Genomic DNA, 15,460 nt, shown 5'->3' with positions numbered 1-15,460 from the left:
GCGCCCCTAGACTCGGGCGGACCGCCGTGCCCGCCGGCGCCTCACCCGGCCGGGGCACGGAACTTCCGTACCTCGTATCCCTGGGGGCCGTCCGTGACCATCGTCCACCGCTACCGTCAGCCCGGCACGGTCCTCACCGACCACCGGTTCTCCGTCCCCCTGGACCACGCGCGCCCGGACGGGGAGCGGATCGAGCTGTACGGCCGCGAGGTGGTCGCCACGGGCAAGGATCCGCAGACCCTGCCCTGGCTGCTGTACCTGGAGGGCGGCCCGGGCTTCGGCGCCCGCCGCTTCGTCGGCCGCCAGGCCTGGCTGGAGCGGGCCCTCCAGGACTACCGGGTGCTCCTCCTGGACCAGCGCGGCACCGGCCGGTCAACCCCGCTGAACCGGCAGACACTGCCCTTGCGTGGCACCCCCGCCGAGCAGGCCGACCATCTTGCCCACTTCCGGGCGGATTCCATCGTGCGCGACGCCGAGATGATCCGCCCCGGCCTCACCGGCGGTGCACCCTGGACCGTGCTCGGCCAGAGCTTCGGCGGCTTCTGCACGGTCCGCTACCTCTCCAGCGCTCCTGAGGGGCTCGCCGCCGCCCTGATCACCGGCGGCCTGCCCGCGCTGACCGCCACCGCCGACGAGGTCTATCGGGCCGCCTGCCCGCGCATTGAGCGCAAGAATGCAGCGCACTACGCCCGTTACCCGATGGACGCCGAGCGGGCCCGCCGGATCGCCACCCACCTCGCGGAACAGCCGGCCGAAATTCCCGGCGGCCATGTCCTGACGGTCGAGGCCTTCCAGTCCCTCGGCATCCTCCTCGGCAGCGGCGACGGCAGCCACCAGCTGCACTACCTGCTGGAGGACGCCTTCGTCCCCACTCCTGCCGGACCGGCCCTCTCCGACGCCTTCCTGGAAGGCACTCGTTCCCACCTCTCCTTCGCCGGGCACCCCCTCTACGCACTGCTCCACGAGGCGATCTACGCCCAGGACCCGGCCGCGCCCACCGACTGGGCCGCCGACCGGGTCCTGGCGGAACACCCCCGCTTCGACGCCCGCAAGGCCCTCGCGGGCGATGCCCCCCTGCTCTTCACCGGCGAGACCATCCACCCCTGGCACTTCACCACCGACCCGGCGCTCGCCCCGCTGCGCGAGACCGCCGACCTGCTGGCCGCCCGTACGGGCTGGCAGCCCCTCTACGATCCGCAGCGGCTGGCGGCCAACGAGGTGCCGGTGGCGGCCGCGGTCTACCACGACGACATGTACGTGGACACGGAGCACGCGCTGAGCACGGCCCGTGCCGTCCGGGGCCTGCGGACCTGGGTGACGGACGAGTTCGAGCACGACGGCCTGCGCGCGGGCGGCACCCGCGTCCTGGATCGCCTGCTGGCCCTCGTGCACGACGCGGCATGACCGGTGTCCTCGCAGGTCGAGGACGTGCGGGGCGCCCCGAATCATCACTTCAGCGGAAGTTGATCACGCGGCTGGGGTGTGCGGCTGGCGGGGGGTGCGGGCCCCTGTGGGACCCTACCCACCGGCCGCGCGTCGCGCAGCGGCGGAAGACGGGCCACCGGGGCCACCGGGGGATGCCGTGCGGGCGGGATCGGCTTCCGAGGGGGCCGCTACCGGCCGGTGGCGGCCCCTTCACCTAGGGTGCGACGCATGACCGAACAACGTGATCAGCAGGCCCCCTTGGAGCCCATGCCCACCGACTGGCAGCGCGCCCTCGCCGTCGTCGCCCACCCGGACGACCTGGAGTACGGGTGCGCGGCCGCGATCGCCGACTGGACCGACGGCGGCCGCGAGGTGGTCTACCTCCTGGCCACCCGCGGGGAGGCAGGCATCGACTCCCTCGCCCCCGCCGACTGCGCCCCGCTGCGCGAGGCCGAGCAGCGTGCGAGCGCCGCCGTGGTCGGGGTGTCAGCAGTGGAGTTCCTCGACCACCGCGACGGGATCGTCGAGTACGGACTCGGCCTGCGCCGGGACATCGCGACTGCCGTCCGCCGGCACCGCCCCGAGCTGGTCATCACCCTCAACCACCGTGACACGTGGGGCGGGGAGCAGGGTGGCGGCTTCTGGAACACCCCGGACCACAAGGCCGTTGGCCGGGCCACGCTGGACGCAGCCGCCGACGCGGGCAACCGCTGGATCTTCCCGGAGCTCGTCTCCGAGCAGGGCCTGGAACCGTGGAACGGGGTCCGCTGGGTGGCAGTGGCCGGGACGAGCACGCCCACCCACGCGGCCGATGCCGGTCCCGGCCTGGAGCGTTCGGTGCATTCCCTGATGGAGCACCGGGCCTACATCGAGGCGCTGACGGACCAGGACCCCGAGGAGTACGTTCGCACGTTCCTCACCGGGAACGCAGAGCGGGTGGCGGCGCGGTTCGGCGGGCGCCCGGCGGTAGCGTTCGAGGTCTTCCCCCGCTGACCTCCGGATGTCGCAGACGGCGGCGGCCACCCGGCTGGCGCCCGGCACGGCCGGCAGCTCCCGCCGCGCCGCCTTGAGCTGCTCGGGGCGGCGGCCCGCGATCAGCAGATCGGCGCCCAGTCGCGCGAACTCGGGGGCCACGGCCTTGCCCAGGCCGGTGCCGCCGCCGGTCACGAGGACCACCTGCCCCGCGTACGTACCGGGGGGCAGGGCGGCGGCACCGAGCGGTGGCGGTGCGGGCAGCCCGCGCTGAGGGTTCTCCATGCGCCCATCGATAGCGCGCGGGCCATCGGATCGCCATCCCCGGGCGGCAGCTCCTGCTGATCCGCCCGGAAACGACCAACGCGAGGATGTCCTTCAAGGCCGTCCAGGGCGTGGCGATACCCTTGCGGCGCCGATCGGACGTGTCGTCGCCTCCGATCGGCGCGGGATCATGGGCACCGACCTGGCGAACCGGTGCGGTCAGCGCACTAGCTGCCGGGGTTGTACGCCTGCTTGGTCGCGCAGGTCCAGATCACCGGCTTGAGCTTGCCCTTGGCGTTCACGGCCGCTCCGCCGACCAGGTCGGTGTCCGACACGGCCTCCGCCATGCTCGCGCCGCCCGCGGCCAGCCGCGGCAGGGCCTTGACCGGGCCGGAGCCGGACCGCAGCAGCGCCTGGTCCGGCAGCGTCATCGCGTCCGGGTGGAACTTGGCCGTGCCGACGCTGACGTTCGTGGTCGGGCTGATGGCCTCGAAGGTCGCGTACGGGTGCGAGCTCAGCCCCCCGGGAGTGCTGCCCGGGCTGCCGAGCGGAGGCTCCCAGACCCACGTGCGGTACTCGTGCCACGGTCCGGCCCAGTCGTAGCCGACGACCCGGCCGCTCTCGTCGAGGTCCTGGACGTAGCTTTCGTTCATCGTGGGATCCAGCAACCGGGCGGCGGTGCCGTCCCCCGGCCACAGCACCGGGTAGGTGCGTTCCACGTGCTCGCCGGTCTCGGGGACCTCGTAGTCCTGCGTCGCCATGCCGAGGACGTCGCCGTGGTTGTTGATGCCGGTGACCATCGTGGTCTGCATCCCCGGGCCGGCGTCGGCCGGGAGGGACAGCTCGCGGACCTTCCGGCCGTCCTTCCATACGGTGGCGACCCCGCCGTCCGAGCGGTAGGCCACGTACCCGGCGTCGTTGACGTCGGCCTCCTTGTCGTAGCCGTAGCTGTCCGGCAGTGGCGTGATCGCCGCGTCGCCCACCCGGTAGGTGAAGAGGGACAGGCCACCGGAGGTACGCAGCATGCCCACCATCAGGCCGTGCGCATTGACGGCGATCACCTGCCCCGTCGCGTTCGGGTCCGCCAGCGGGACCGGGTGCAAGGTGGTGCCGGTCCAGTAGACGGGCTTGTGGCCCGAGACGCCGACGGCGAGGCCGTCCGCGCCGAGGTCGAACACGCCCTGGCTGCGCAGCATGTCGCGCATGTACGACTCGTCCCCGATCGAGTCGAGCACCTGGATCTTCGGCGTGCATTTCGCGTCGCCCGCGGCGGCGGCCGGGCCGGCCGCGGTGACCAGGCCGGCCAGGACGGCGGCGGCTGCGATCGCGGACATGGTTCTTCTCATGGCGGTCCCCCTGGACAGGTGCTGTTCCCCGTTGAGTCATGACACGTGCACGCCACATCTTGCCTGAAGGTGCGGCGGGTGTGGCCTGAATGGCGCGTGGTGTTCCCGGTCGGGCGCCGTCCGCGGCCGGTCTCCATGGCGCGCCTCCACGGCCCGGCGGTTCACAAGAGGGCAAGCGACCGCTTAGTATGCGCCCGGAGCGTGGTTCCTCGACGGCGGCTGGAGGCCCCGGATGCAGGCATGGCGAGTACATACCCCCGGTGAGCCCCGTGAGGCCATGCGCCTCGAAGAGGTTCCCCAACCCGTCCCCGGCGAGGGCGAGGTGAGACTCCGGGTCCTCGCGGCCAACGTCAACTTCCCCGACGCGCTACTCGCCCGCGGGCAGTACCAGATCACACCGCCGCTGCCCTTCACCCCCGGCGTCGAGGTCTGCGGAGAGACCGAGGACGGCCGGCGCGTCATCGCCAACCCGAGCCTGCCGCACGGCGGGTTCGCCGAGTACGTCACCGCGCCCGCCCGGGCGCTGCTGCCCGCTCCGGACACCCTCGACGACGCGGAGGCGGCCGCCCTCCACATCGGTTACCAGACCGGCTGGTTCGGCCTGCACCGCCGCGCCCGCCTCCGGGCCGGCGAGACCCTCCTCGTGCACGCCGCCGCCGGCGGCGTCGGCAGCGCCGCCGTCCAGCTGGGCAAGGCCGCCGGCGCCACCGTCATCGGGGTCGTCGGCGGCAAGGACAAGGCCCGCACCGCCGAAGCACTCGGCTGCGACCTGGTGATCGACCGCACGGCTGAGGAAATCGCCCCCCAGGTGAAGGAGTTCACCGGCGGACGCGGCGCCGACGTCGTCTACGACCCCGTCGGCGGGGACGCCTACAACGCCTCCACCAAATGCGTCGCCTTCGAGGGCCGGATCGTCGTCGTCGGCTTCGCCAGCGGCACCGTCCCCACCCCCGCCCTAAACCACGCCCTGGTCAAGAACTACTCCGTACTCGGTCTGCACTGGGGCCTGTACGCGGCCAAGGACCCCGCCGCCGTCCTCGCCTGCCACACCGAGCTCACCCGGCTCGCCGCCGAAGGCGCGGTCAGACCGCTGGTCAGTGAACGCCTCCCGCTCGCAGCGGCCGCAGACGCCGTGCAGCGGCTCGCCGACGGGACCACCACCGGCCGCCTGGTCGTCGTACCGGACCTGGACGGGGCGGCCCGATGACCGCCGACGCCGCCCACACCCCTGCGGAGGCGCTGCGCGCCCGTACCCGGGACCTGCTCGCCGCGCACCCGCCGGCCGGCACCGGACGCACCGAGTTCCTCCGCGCCCGCTTCGACGCCGGACTCGCCTGGGTGCACTACCCCGAGGGTCTCGGCGGGCTCGCCGCGCCGCGCGCCCTCCAGGCCGTCGTCGACGCCGAACTGGAGGCCGCCGGCGCCCCCGACAACGACCCCCGCCGGATCGGCATCGGCCTCGGCATGGCCGCCCCCACGATCCTCGCCTACGGCACCGAAGAACAGAAGCGTCGCTTCCTGCGCCCCCTGTGGGCCGGCGAGGAGGTCTGGTGCCAGCTCTTCAGCGAGCCCGGCGCGGGATCCGACCTCGCCGCGCTCGCCACCCGCGCCGTCCTCGACGAGGGCGCGGGCGAGTGGATCGTCGACGGCCAGAAGGTGTGGACCTCCAGCGCCCACACCGCCCGCTGGGGCATCCTCGTCGCGCGCACCGACCCCGCGCTGCCCAAACACCAGGGCATCACCTACTTCCTCTGCGACATGCACCACCCCGGGGTCGAGGTACGGCCGCTGCGCCAGCTCACGGGCGAGGCCGAGTTCAACGAGGTCTTCCTCACCGGCGTCCGCATCCCCGACACCCACCGCCTCGGCGCCGTCGGCCAGGGCTGGGAGGTCGCCCGCACCACCCTGATGAACGAGCGCGTCTCCATCGGCGGCATGCGCATCCCCCGCGAAGGCGGCATGATCGCACCCGTTGCCGCGGTCTGGCGCGAACGCCCCGGACTGCGCACCCATGCCCTCCACCAGCGCCTGCTGGAACTGTGGGTCGAGGCCGAGGTCGCCCGCCTCACCGGGGAGCGGCTGCGCCAGCAACTCGCCGCAGGCCAGCCCGGCCCCGAGGGGTCGGGCATGAAGCTGACCTTCGCCCGTCTCAACCAGGAGATCAGCGGTCTGGAGGTCGAACTCCTCGGCGAGGAAGGCCTCCTGTACGGGGACTGGACCATGTGCCGCCCCGAGCTGGTCGACTTCACCGGCCGCGATGCCGGCTACCGCTACCTGCGCGCCAAGGGCAACAGCATCGAGGGCGGCACGAGCGAAATCCTCCTCAACATCGTCGCCGAACGCGTCCTCGGCCTGCCCCCGGAGCCGCGCGACGACAAGGACCTCGCCTGGAAGGACCTGTCCCGATGACGGCACCGGCAGCTCCCGCGACCCCGGCCGACCTCCTGTACTCCGAGGCCGAGGAGGAACTGCGCGCCACCGTACGCTCGCTCCTCGCCGACCGTTGCCACGCCACGGCGGTCCTCGCCGGGGCCGAGACGGGGCGGCCGCACGACCCGGCCCTGTGGCACACCCTGGCCGTCGAGATCGGCACGGCGGGGCTCCTCGTACCCGAGAAGCTCGGCGGGCTGGGTGCGGGGCACCGGGAGGCGGCCGTGGTGCTGGAAGAGCTGGGCCGGGCCGTGGCGCCCGTCCCGTATCTCACCAGTGCCGTGCTCGCCACGGAGATCCTCCTCGCCTGTGACACCGCCGAAGCCGCCCCGCTGTTGGCGGAACTGGCCTGCGGACGCACCGTCTGTGCCCCGGCCGTGCCGCTGACCCTCGCCCCCGGCGGCCGTCTGCCGACCCCCGTACGGGACGCCGGCGGGGGGATCCTGACCGGCAGGGTCACCGCCGTGGCGGACGCGGTGGCCGCCGACGTCCTGCTGGTCCTGGCCGACACCGGGCTGTACGCGGTCCCGGCCGGGGCCGCCACCGTGAACCCTGTGGTCGCGCTGGACCTGACCCGCCCGCTCGCCACCGTCACCCTGGAAGCGGCTCCGGGCACCCGCCTCGCGGACCCCGCGACAGCCCGGGCGGCCGTCGCCGGAGCGCTGCTCTGCACGGCGGGGCTGCTCGCCTCCGAGCAGGTCGGGCTGGCCGAATGGTGCCTGACCGAGACCGTCCGGCACGTCAGGGGGCGCTACCAGTTCAACCGGCCCGTCGGCTCCTTCCAGGCCCTCAAGCACCGCCTGGCGCGGCTCTGGCTGGACGTGGCCTCCGCCCGTGCGGCGGCCAGGGCTGCAGCCGACGCCCTCGCCACCGCTGCCCCGGACGCGCCCCTCACGGTGGCCGTCGCCCAGGCCTACTGCTCCGGGGTGGCCGTCCGCGCCGCGGAGGAATGCGTCCAGCTCCACGGAGGCATCGGCATGACGTGGGAGCACCCGGCCCACCTGTACCTCAAGCGGGCCAAGGCCGACTCCCTGGCCCTCGGTACGGCCGGTCACCACCGGGGCCTGGTGGCCGACTTCGCGGAACTCCCCGCGTAGGCCCGTCCCTCCCGTGCCGGGCCGGCATCGTCCGGCACGGCGGGGCCGCGGCACGGCGGGGCGGGGCGGGGCACAACGACCCTGTCCTGCCCCCTGCCCCCTGCGCCCGGACCGCCGGCGGCAGGTCCCCGAGCGTTTCCTATGCTCTCTGCATGACCGCCGTGATCACCCCGCTGTCCGCGACCGGACTGCGCACCCACCGCGACGAACTCGCCGCCCTGCTGCTCGCCGTGGTGCGCGACGGCTCCTCACTGGGTTTCCTCGATGACCTCGACCACGGGGCCGCAGCCGCCTGGTGGGACTCCCTGCTGCCCGCCGTCGAGGACGGATCCCTCGCCCTGTGGGTCTCCCGCACCGGCGCCGGCGGTCCCGTCGACGGCACCGTCAGCTGGTACCGGGAGTCCAAGCCGAACGGTCGCCACCGCGCCGAGCTGCGCAAGCTCATGGTCCACCCGGACTCCCGCGGCCGGGGTACCGCCCGCGCCCTCCTCGCGCACGCCGAGGCCGAGGCGGTCCGGGCCGGGGTGCTGCTGCTGTTCCTGGACACCGAGACCGGCAGCGGCGCCGAGCAGGTCTACCGGTCCGCCGGCTGGGCACAGGCCGGCACCATCCCCGACTACGCCGCCGACCCGGAGGGCCGGCTGCACCCGACGACCTTCTTCTACAAGCGGCTCCGCGGCGCCGACCGGTGACCTCGCCCGCCGCGCGGCGTTAGACCCGTAGCCGCCGGCCACCGAGCGAGGGAGACCGCATGTCCGCAGCAACCGCCGCCGCACCACTGACCCGACGCGCGCTTCTGCGTACGGCGTTCACCGCGGCCGTGCTGGCCGGGACGGGCGCGGCCTTGGCCCCCGTACTGCGGGCCCGCCGGCCCCGGCAGACCCTCACGCCGGCACCGCTCGCCGAGGAGGAGACCTACCGCGGCCGGCACATCGCCGTGGACGTCGCCGGGGTACGCATCGACGGCCGCCCGCTGCACGTCATGCGGCGGGCCGACGGCAGCTACCTGAGCGGCATCAACCACTTCCAGTCCTATCCGACCCCACTGGAACTGGCCCGTGCCGCGGTCGACGAACTGGGCACGAACCAGTTGGCGTTCGCAGCCCCGCACCACGGCTGACAGACCCACGGGAACGGGAGGAACGACGCGTTGCACGTCCGGCAGAACCAGAAGAACCTCACCAGCGCCCAGAAGAAGCGGTTCACCGCGGCGGTGCTGGAGCTGAAGCGCAGCGGCGCCTACGACGCCCTGGTGCGCACCCATGACACGTACTTCGTGCCCGACCGCGACCGCAAGCTGCGCGTCGGGCACATGTCCCCGTCCTTCTTCCCCTGGCACCGGCTCTATCTGCTGGAGTTCGAGAAGCAGTTGCGGCAGATCGACCCGGGGGTGTCCGTCCCGTACTGGGACTGGACCACCGACACCAGCCCGGTCTCCTCGCTCTGGGCGGACGACTTCCTCGGCGGCACCGGCCGTTCGACCGATCGCAAGGTGATGACCGGCCCGTTCGCCTACGACAAGGGCAACTGGACGGTGACCGTGGGCATCACCGAGTCCGCGTTCCTCACCCGCAACCTGGGCAGGCCGCAGAATCCGATCGCCCTGCCCACCCCGGCCGAACTCCAGTGGGCGATGGACGACCCGGTCTACGACGTCGCGCCCTGGGACTCCACCGCCACCGCGGGGGGTTTCCGCAACAAGCTGGAGGGCTGGGCCGCACCGAAGCGGGAGCGCTGGCGCAACCACAACAAGGTCCACCAGTGGATCGGCGGCCACATGACGGGCGGCACGGCGCCCAACGACCCGGTGTTCTGGCTGCACCACGCCTTCGTGGACCTGATCTGGGACCGCTGGCAGCACAAGCACCCGAGCTCGGGCTACCTGCCCGCGGCACCCCTGCCGCTCGGCGACCTCCAGCGCGGCCGGGTGATCGCCCTCGACGAGCCGATGCCCCCGTGGAACGTCACCCCGCGCGAGGCCCTCGACCACCAGGGCCTGTACCGCTACGAATGACCCGCCCGCGGGGCCGGGCGGGGCGGCCGCAGCGCACAGGGGAAGGGCCCCCGCCGAGCGGCGGGGGCCCTCCGGTCGAGCAGGGGGTCAGTGGCCGTAGCCGGCGGTGTGGTGGTTGCCGCCGCCCGACGCGTTGACGCAGGTGTTGCCGAACGCGGGGTTCAGCAGGCCGATCACGTTCACCGTGTTGCCGCAGACGTTGACCGGGACGTGCACCGGGACCTGGAGCAGGTTGCCCGACAGGACACCGGGGGAGCCGACCGCCGCACCGTGCGCTCCGGCATCGGCGACAGCCAGGCCCGCACCGGCGACCACGGCGCTACCGGTGACAGCGGTGATGGCGAATGCCTTCGCGATACGCGACATCAAGATCTCCTCGTGAGATATGGGGTGCCACAGAATCTGTGGCATTTGACATGGCATACAACGCGGAGGGGGCCGAGGAGTCACGGCCGCTGCGCCTACCCGGTGACGGGAAAAGCGACGGAGGAGAAGAAGGGCCGCACCTGAGTGGCCTCGCCTGGCCGCAGCGCACCGACGACCCGGCCCGTGCAGCGGGGACCCTGGTAGAGGGTCGCCGAGCCGCGGGTCGCGTTGGTGACCGCACGGCCGCCGCCGCCCTCCGCGGCCGCGCATCCCCGCGGCGCGGTGAGGCCGTGCACCCGGTCGTCCTGGCCGACGTACTGGAAGTCCGGCCCCGCCGCATGGGCCGGACCGGCGACGCACGAGATGCCCGCCAGCAGCAGGGCGGGCAGAGTGTGGTGGATACGCAGGATTCGCATGCCCGTCCAACCGGGCCGGTCCCCGGCCCGGTCACGCCTTGTCACCCGTTGGACGGCTGTGCGACCGTGCGGGACCGGCACCAGCAGCAGGAGGACGGGATGAGTGCAGAGGGCGTCGCCGCCGGCGTCGGCCGGCCGCGGGTCAGGACCGTGGCCGGCGTGATCGAGGGCCGTACCGGGGCCGACGGCATCTCCGCCTTCCTCGGCATCCCCTACGCGGCACCGCCCGTCGGCCCCCTCCGCCTCGCGCCGCCCGCTCCGCCGGCCGCCTGGGACGGCGTGCGCGAGGCCGCCGCCTTCGGGCCGACCGCACCGAAAGTGCCCTACCCGCCCACGTTCGCGGCCCTGCTGCCGGACCCGGAGATCCCCGGCGACGGGTGCCTGACCGTGAACGTGTGGACCCCCGAGCCGGCTCCCGGAGCCGGCCTGCCGGTCATGGTGTGGATCCACGGCGGGGCGCACACCCGCGGCTCCTCGGCCGTGCCCGTCTACGACGGCTCCGCCTTCGCGCGCGACGGCGTCGTGCTGGTCTCCTTCAACTTCCGCCTCGGCGTCCTCGGCTACGGCCTCTTCCCCGACGCACCCGCCAACCGCGGCCTGCTCGATCAGATCGCCGCCCTCGAATGGGTCCGCGACAACGTCGCGGCCTTCGGTGGAGACCCGGCCCGCGTCACCCTCTTCGGCGAATCCGCCGGAGCGATCAGCATCGGCGCCCTCCTGGCCGCCCCGCGCGCGGCCGGCCTCTTCCACCGGGCGGCTCTGCAGAGCGGGGCCCCCGAGGCCCTGCCGCGCCCCAGGGTGCGCGCCATGGTCCGGCGGATGGCATCGCTGCTCAAGGTGGAGGCCACCGCAGCCGCGTTCACCGCCGCCTCCCTGGCCGACCTGATGGCCGCCCAGGCGGCCGTCCTGCGCCGATCGGGCCCCCTCCTCGGCGGGCCCGCCTTCGGCCTGGTCGTCGATCCGGAGACGCTGCCCGCGGACCCCCTCGACGCCCTCACAGCCGGTACCGACCCGGCCTCCGGCGCCGTTCCGCTGCTGTTCGGATGGACGACCGAGGAGTACCGGCTCTGGCTCGCCCCGACCGGCGGAATGCGCCTGCTGGACCGGATGGGGCCGCTCGCCGTCGCACTGGCCCGTACCCGGACCGGCAAGGACCGGGCCGCCGTGGCGGCGCTGCGCGCCGCGCTGCCCGGAGCGGGCCCCGCCGAGCTCGCCGGACAGTTGTTCACCGATCGGCTGCTGCGCGATCCGCTGCGCAGGCTCGCGGGGGCCCGGCGGGCGGCGCCCAGCTTCCTGTACGAGTTCGCCTGGTGCTCGGGCGTCCCCGGGCTCGGCGCCTGCCACGCACTGGAGCTGGGATTCGTGTTCGACACCCTGTCCGTGCCGGAGGCCGCCTGGCTGGCCGGGAGGGCCGCCCCGCAGGAACTGGCCGACGAGATGCACGGGGCGTGGGTGCGGTTCGCCACGACGGGCGACCCGGGCTGGGCGCCCTGGAACGGCGACGGCCCGCCGAAGGTGTTCGGCGGGCCGGAGCACGAACGGACGCAGGCGCCGAGGGCTACTCGACCGGTCCTTCCATGACCTTGCTGATGTACTGGATCGGCCCCTCGGCCATGTTCGGGACGTAGGTCTTGGCGTTGTGCTTGCCGCCCGGGATCACGCGCAGGCTGGTGTGCACGGGCCCCTTGTTCCCGAAGGTGTCGACGAACTTCTGTACGTCCGGCAGGGTCTTCTTGTTGCTCTCGCTGTCGCCGACCTGGAAGGCGATGTAGACGTCCGGGCCCTTGGTGTCGATCAGCTGCTTGGCCAGGAGCTCCGGGTTGTTCTCGGCCTTCTCCTTGTCGTGGCCCTTCCACAGGGAGGAGTCCGGGACGATGTCCGGGCCGGAGGCGATCACGGCCTTGAACTTGTCCGGGTGCTTCAGCACCGCCTTCAGGCCCGCGAACCCGCCGGTGGAAGAGCCCATGAAGGCCCAGCCGTCTCGGGACTTCACCGTGCGGAAGTTCGCCTTCATCAGGTCCGGGACGTCCTCGGTCAGCCAGGTGCCCATCTTCGGCTGGCCGGGGATGTCGGAGCCGTCCCAGTAGACGCCCTTGTCGTCCGGCCCGGGGTTGAGCACCGGCATGGCCAGCAGGAAGGGCTTGCTCTTCCCCTCCGCGTACCACTTGCTGATGCTCGTCTGGAGGCCGAGGTCGGTGCCCATCCAGTAGTTGTTGGGATAACCGGCGCCGCCCGGGAGCGCGATCATGACCGGGAAGCCGCTCTTGGCGAACTTCGGGTCGTTGTACTCCTTGGGGGCCCAGACCCAGACCTTGCCCTTGAAGCCGGACTTCTTGCCGTCCAGGGTCGTCACGGCCACGTGCGTGCCGTCGGCCAGCGTCATCGAGTTCTTGAACTCGGCCGCCGGCCCGGTCGGCATGAGCATCTTGGAGTTCGCCGGCTGCTGGGCTCCCGTACCGCCCTGGCCGGAGCCCTTGGCGCCGCCGTCCGGCCCGAAGGACACCGCGGATCCCTTGTCGGTGAAGGGGGGTATCTCGTAGTAGGCCATGACGCCGGCGGCTATGCCCGCGAGCGCGAGGACCGAGGCTCCGGCGATCAGCCAGCGCCGGCCCCTGCGGCGCGGGCGCTCGGGCTGCTCCGGCTCCCACGGGCCCGGGGGCTGCTGTCCGTACGGTGAGGGCGGTGCGCCGTACTGCTCCCCGTAGGGAGGCTGCTGCCCGTACGGCCGGCCGTACGGCTCGCCGTGGGTCGGCTGCTGGCTCCGCCCCTCCGGCCGGTAAGGCTGGTGCTGCTGCCCCTCGGGTGCGTACGACATGTGCGGTGGCTCTCCGGCTGGTGCTGCCCCTGGAAGGGCGGGTGGTCCGACGTCTCGGTTCTTCCGTTCGAAAGATGATCGAAAGCGTGCCGGGGTTCCGCACTTTTCCTTCTCTTGGTGTTTCTTGGGGCAGCTCATTGCACGGTCGCCGCGGAAGCCCGGGAGCGGAGCGCCCGGCCGGCCGGTGGAACCGGTCCGGCCCCGGTCCTCCCTGTTGAGGAGGCCGGGGGCAGGACCGTTTTTCCGTTCTTCTGTCCGGCTAGGCCCGGCTAGGCCGGGATCAGGGCCTTGCGACGCCGCTTGCGCTGCGCCCCCGCCGACAGCCTCAGCTCGATGATCGACCGTACGGCCGGCCACTCCTCGTCGAGGATCGAGTAGAAGGCGGTGCTGCGGACGGCGCCGTCCAGCCCCCGCGAATGGGCCCGGCGGACCCCCTCGCAGGTGAAGCCGAGACGCTCCATCGCGGCCCGGGACCGGCCGTTGCGCGCGTCGGCGCGCAGCGAGATGCGCCGGACCCCCCAGGTCTCGAAGGCGTGGCGGAGCATGAGCAGCTTCGCCTCGGTGTTGATGCCGGTGCCCTGGGCGGTCGGGGACAGCCAGGTGTTGCCGATCTCGGCGGCATCGGGGATCGCCGTCGCCGGATCGCCGAACGGGACGCCCGGCACGGCGGGCCACACCAGGGGCCCCTGCCAGTAGTCGAGTTCCAGGAACCGGGTCGAACCGACCACGCGCCCGTCAGTGGCTCTGACGATGGCGAACGGGAGCGATCGACCCGCGGCCTGATCGGCGAGCGCGCGGTCGATGTACTCGTGTGACGCCTGCACCCCGTGGGGTACGGGGGTGAAGGCGTAAGTCGTACGATCCTCGGCACCGGCCACGGCCAGGGCCTCGGTGTGGTGGGGTGCGAGGGGCTCGAGCCGCACGGTGCGGCCCGCGAGGTGTACGGGTACGGGCACGGAGCCTTCGGTCCTTCTGGGCGGTGGGGTGGTTGCACAGTCTGCGTCCATGACGTCGCCCCCCGTGCAAAACACGAGTGAAAGGCGACCGGCTGTCAGGTGAACGCGGGTGGCTCAATGTAGCCCCTTAAAGTCCCCGCATGAAGCCCCAATTCGGCAATGGTGTGACGCTGGTTCTCGACGGCTCGCCTCCCCTCGCCGGAGCGCCCTTGATCCTCTTTCACGGGCATGCCTCCCACCATCCGACGCGGGCTCCACGGACGGCCGCGCGTACGGCCGCCGGATCCCGTTCTCCTGCGTCTGACCTGCGGCGATGCGGGGACGGTCCGATGCTGCCGGGCGAGGCCCCGCGGGCCGGTCCCGCGGACGTCCCCGACGGCGCCCGCCCACCGGGCCGGGGCCGGACAGGCGGCCGTCGGCGGGGTGCCGGAGGGCGGTCGGACGGCGATGCGCACGCGACTGCGCCACCCGGGTCCGCAGGGGTCCTCGCGCCGGGCGGCAGGCTCCCCGGCGGCCCGGTCGGAAGCCGGTGCGAAACTCCGACGGGAGACCGCCGAACGGTTGAGCCCCGGCGCCGCTGGAGCCGTCGGCGGTCCCGGCCCCACCGCCCGGAGGGTGACGTGAGCACGCCCGTGCGTGGGGCCTGAGATCATGCCCCGTATGGACGACGTACTGCGGCGACTGGCCGACGTGGGCCCCTTCTTCACCGTCGCGTACGGGGAGCAGCCGCCGGAGCCCGGCTTCCGGCCGCTCACCGCGCTGTACGGCGGGCACCTCGGGCCCTACGTGGCCGAGGTGGGCCGCCGGATCGGCAGCGGACCCGGGAGGGTCGCCGCCTCGACGGCCCAGTTCGGGATCGCCTCGCGGCTGTGGTCGCTCGGACTGGGGTGCGCGGCCCTGGCCGGCCAGGTGCCGAGCCTCGCCGCCGATCGGGTGTGGTGGCAGCTGCCGGAGGCGGGGTCGCTCCGGTTCTGGCTGCCCGCGCCCGCCGCCCGGCCCGTGGAGGACCTCGGGGAGTCGGTCCTGGGAAACCTCGCCCTGCTGGAGGCGGGGCTGCAGGAGCGCTACGGCCTGTCGCCGACGGTCATGCGGGGGAACACGGCGTCCGGGCTGGTCGGTGCGCTGCGGGTGCTGATCGACCGGGTCCCGGCCGGCGCCGCCCTCGGGCTGGTGCGCGGCCTGCTGGCCGACGGTGGGGCGCTCGCTGGCACCGGTACGTTCGTCCATGAGGAGGGGCTCGGCGTGGCCTTCGTACGGCGCAGCTGCTGCCTCTACTACCGGGTCCCCGGCGGGGGCCTGTGTGGCGACTGCGTCCTGCGTACCCGGCGCGGCTGACCGGACCGTGGCGCGGCCCCCGTC

At 73.3% G+C, this 15,460-nt stretch carries 15 protein-coding genes and 1 pseudogene; 10 read left to right on the top strand and 6 right to left on the bottom strand.

Annotation, left to right across the window (positions count from 1 at the left end):
- Positions 1–99 precede the first annotated feature (99 nt).
- Together AW27_RS01650 and AW27_RS01645 are read left to right on the top strand one after the other, a co-directional pair.
- Positions 100–1,404: an alpha/beta fold hydrolase gene (locus AW27_RS01650; RefSeq protein ID WP_037918400.1), complete on the top strand. Its 1,305-nt coding sequence runs from the start codon at positions 100–102 to the stop codon at positions 1,402–1,404.
- 249 nt (positions 1,405–1,653) lie between these two features.
- On the top strand, positions 1,654–2,418 hold the full coding sequence (locus AW27_RS01645) for a PIG-L deacetylase family protein (protein WP_037917192.1): 765 nt from the start codon (positions 1,654–1,656) through the stop codon (positions 2,416–2,418).
- 9 nt (positions 2,419–2,427) lie between these two features.
- Here the strand turns inward: AW27_RS01645 and AW27_RS01640 are convergent.
- Together AW27_RS01640 and AW27_RS01635 are read right to left on the bottom strand one after the other, a co-directional pair.
- Positions 2,428–2,682 (bottom strand): annotated as a pseudogene (locus tag AW27_RS01640) (SDR family NAD(P)-dependent oxidoreductase); the annotation flags it as partial.
- Between the two features lie 206 nt (positions 2,683–2,888).
- Entirely contained in the window at positions 2,889–3,995 is a 1,107-nt protein-coding gene (locus AW27_RS01635; protein ID WP_052030139.1) for a hypothetical protein, read from the bottom strand.
- A 244-nt stretch (positions 3,996–4,239) separates the two neighbouring features.
- Between AW27_RS01635 and AW27_RS01630 the strand changes: the two genes are divergently transcribed.
- The 6 genes from AW27_RS01630 to AW27_RS01605 all read left to right on the top strand — a co-directional run bounded on the left by AW27_RS01630 (position 4,240) and on the right by AW27_RS01605 (position 9,548).
- Positions 4,240–5,214, top strand: coding sequence for an NADPH:quinone oxidoreductase family protein (locus AW27_RS01630; protein WP_037917194.1), 975 nt, complete (start codon positions 4,240–4,242; stop codon positions 5,212–5,214).
- Positions 5,211–6,416 (top strand): acyl-CoA dehydrogenase family protein, encoded by a 1,206-nt coding sequence (locus tag AW27_RS01625; protein WP_037917196.1) that lies wholly within the window; start codon positions 5,211–5,213, stop codon positions 6,414–6,416. Before AW27_RS01630 ends, AW27_RS01625 begins: the two co-directional genes overlap by 4 nt.
- The gene (locus AW27_RS01620; RefSeq protein WP_304949822.1) at positions 6,413–7,534 is read left to right on the top strand and encodes an acyl-CoA dehydrogenase family protein; all 1,122 of its coding nucleotides are present in this window, start codon (positions 6,413–6,415) and stop codon (positions 7,532–7,534) included. Before AW27_RS01625 ends, AW27_RS01620 begins: the two co-directional genes overlap by 4 nt.
- A 152-nt stretch (positions 7,535–7,686) precedes the next feature.
- Positions 7,687–8,226, top strand: coding sequence for a GNAT family N-acetyltransferase (locus AW27_RS01615; protein WP_037917202.1), 540 nt, complete (start codon positions 7,687–7,689; stop codon positions 8,224–8,226).
- 59 nt (positions 8,227–8,285) lie between these two features.
- On the top strand, positions 8,286–8,654 hold the full coding sequence (locus AW27_RS01610) for a tyrosinase family oxidase copper chaperone (RefSeq protein ID WP_037917204.1): 369 nt from the start codon (positions 8,286–8,288) through the stop codon (positions 8,652–8,654).
- A gap of 30 nt (positions 8,655–8,684) precedes the next feature.
- Positions 8,685–9,548 carry a tyrosinase family protein gene (locus tag AW27_RS01605; protein WP_037917206.1) on the top strand — a complete coding sequence of 288 codons (864 nt, stop codon included), beginning with the start codon at positions 8,685–8,687 and terminating at the stop codon, positions 9,546–9,548.
- Between the two features lie 87 nt (positions 9,549–9,635).
- On the opposite strand, the gene AW27_RS01600 is transcribed toward AW27_RS01605, so the two are convergent.
- Both AW27_RS01600 and AW27_RS01595 read right to left on the bottom strand, forming a co-directional pair.
- Positions 9,636–9,914, bottom strand: a complete 279-nt coding sequence (locus tag AW27_RS01600; protein WP_037917208.1) for a chaplin — start codon at positions 9,912–9,914, stop codon at positions 9,636–9,638.
- 95 nt (positions 9,915–10,009) lie between these two features.
- Positions 10,010–10,330 (bottom strand): hypothetical protein, encoded by a 321-nt coding sequence (locus tag AW27_RS01595; protein WP_037917210.1) that lies wholly within the window; start codon positions 10,328–10,330, stop codon positions 10,010–10,012.
- 99 nt (positions 10,331–10,429) lie between these two features.
- Between AW27_RS01595 and AW27_RS01590 the strand changes: the two genes are divergently transcribed.
- The gene (locus tag AW27_RS01590; RefSeq protein ID WP_052030140.1) at positions 10,430–11,911 is read left to right on the top strand and encodes a carboxylesterase/lipase family protein; all 1,482 of its coding nucleotides are present in this window, start codon (positions 10,430–10,432) and stop codon (positions 11,909–11,911) included.
- On the opposite strand, the gene AW27_RS01585 is transcribed toward AW27_RS01590, so the two are convergent.
- On the bottom strand, positions 11,889–13,145 hold the full coding sequence (locus AW27_RS01585; protein ID WP_078555948.1) for an alpha/beta hydrolase-fold protein: 1,257 nt from the start codon (positions 13,143–13,145) through the stop codon (positions 11,889–11,891). The genes AW27_RS01590 and AW27_RS01585 overlap by 23 nt on opposite strands.
- Positions 13,146–13,414: 269 nt before the next feature.
- On the bottom strand, positions 13,415–14,101 hold the full coding sequence (locus tag AW27_RS01580; RefSeq protein WP_037917212.1) for a GNAT family N-acetyltransferase: 687 nt from the start codon (positions 14,099–14,101) through the stop codon (positions 13,415–13,417).
- A gap of 660 nt (positions 14,102–14,761) precedes the next feature.
- Here AW27_RS01580 and AW27_RS01575 point away from each other — a divergent pair.
- Positions 14,762–15,436: a (2Fe-2S)-binding protein gene (locus AW27_RS01575; protein WP_236647484.1), complete on the top strand. Its 675-nt coding sequence runs from the start codon at positions 14,762–14,764 to the stop codon at positions 15,434–15,436.
- The last annotated feature ends 24 nt before the right edge of the window (positions 15,437–15,460 follow it).

Source organism: Streptomyces sp. PCS3-D2, from assembly GCF_000612545.2.
GTDB lineage: Bacteria > Actinomycetota > Actinomycetes > Streptomycetales > Streptomycetaceae > Streptomyces.
Note: the sequence above shows the minus strand (reverse complement) of the source record. Positions and strands in the feature narration are given on the sequence as shown.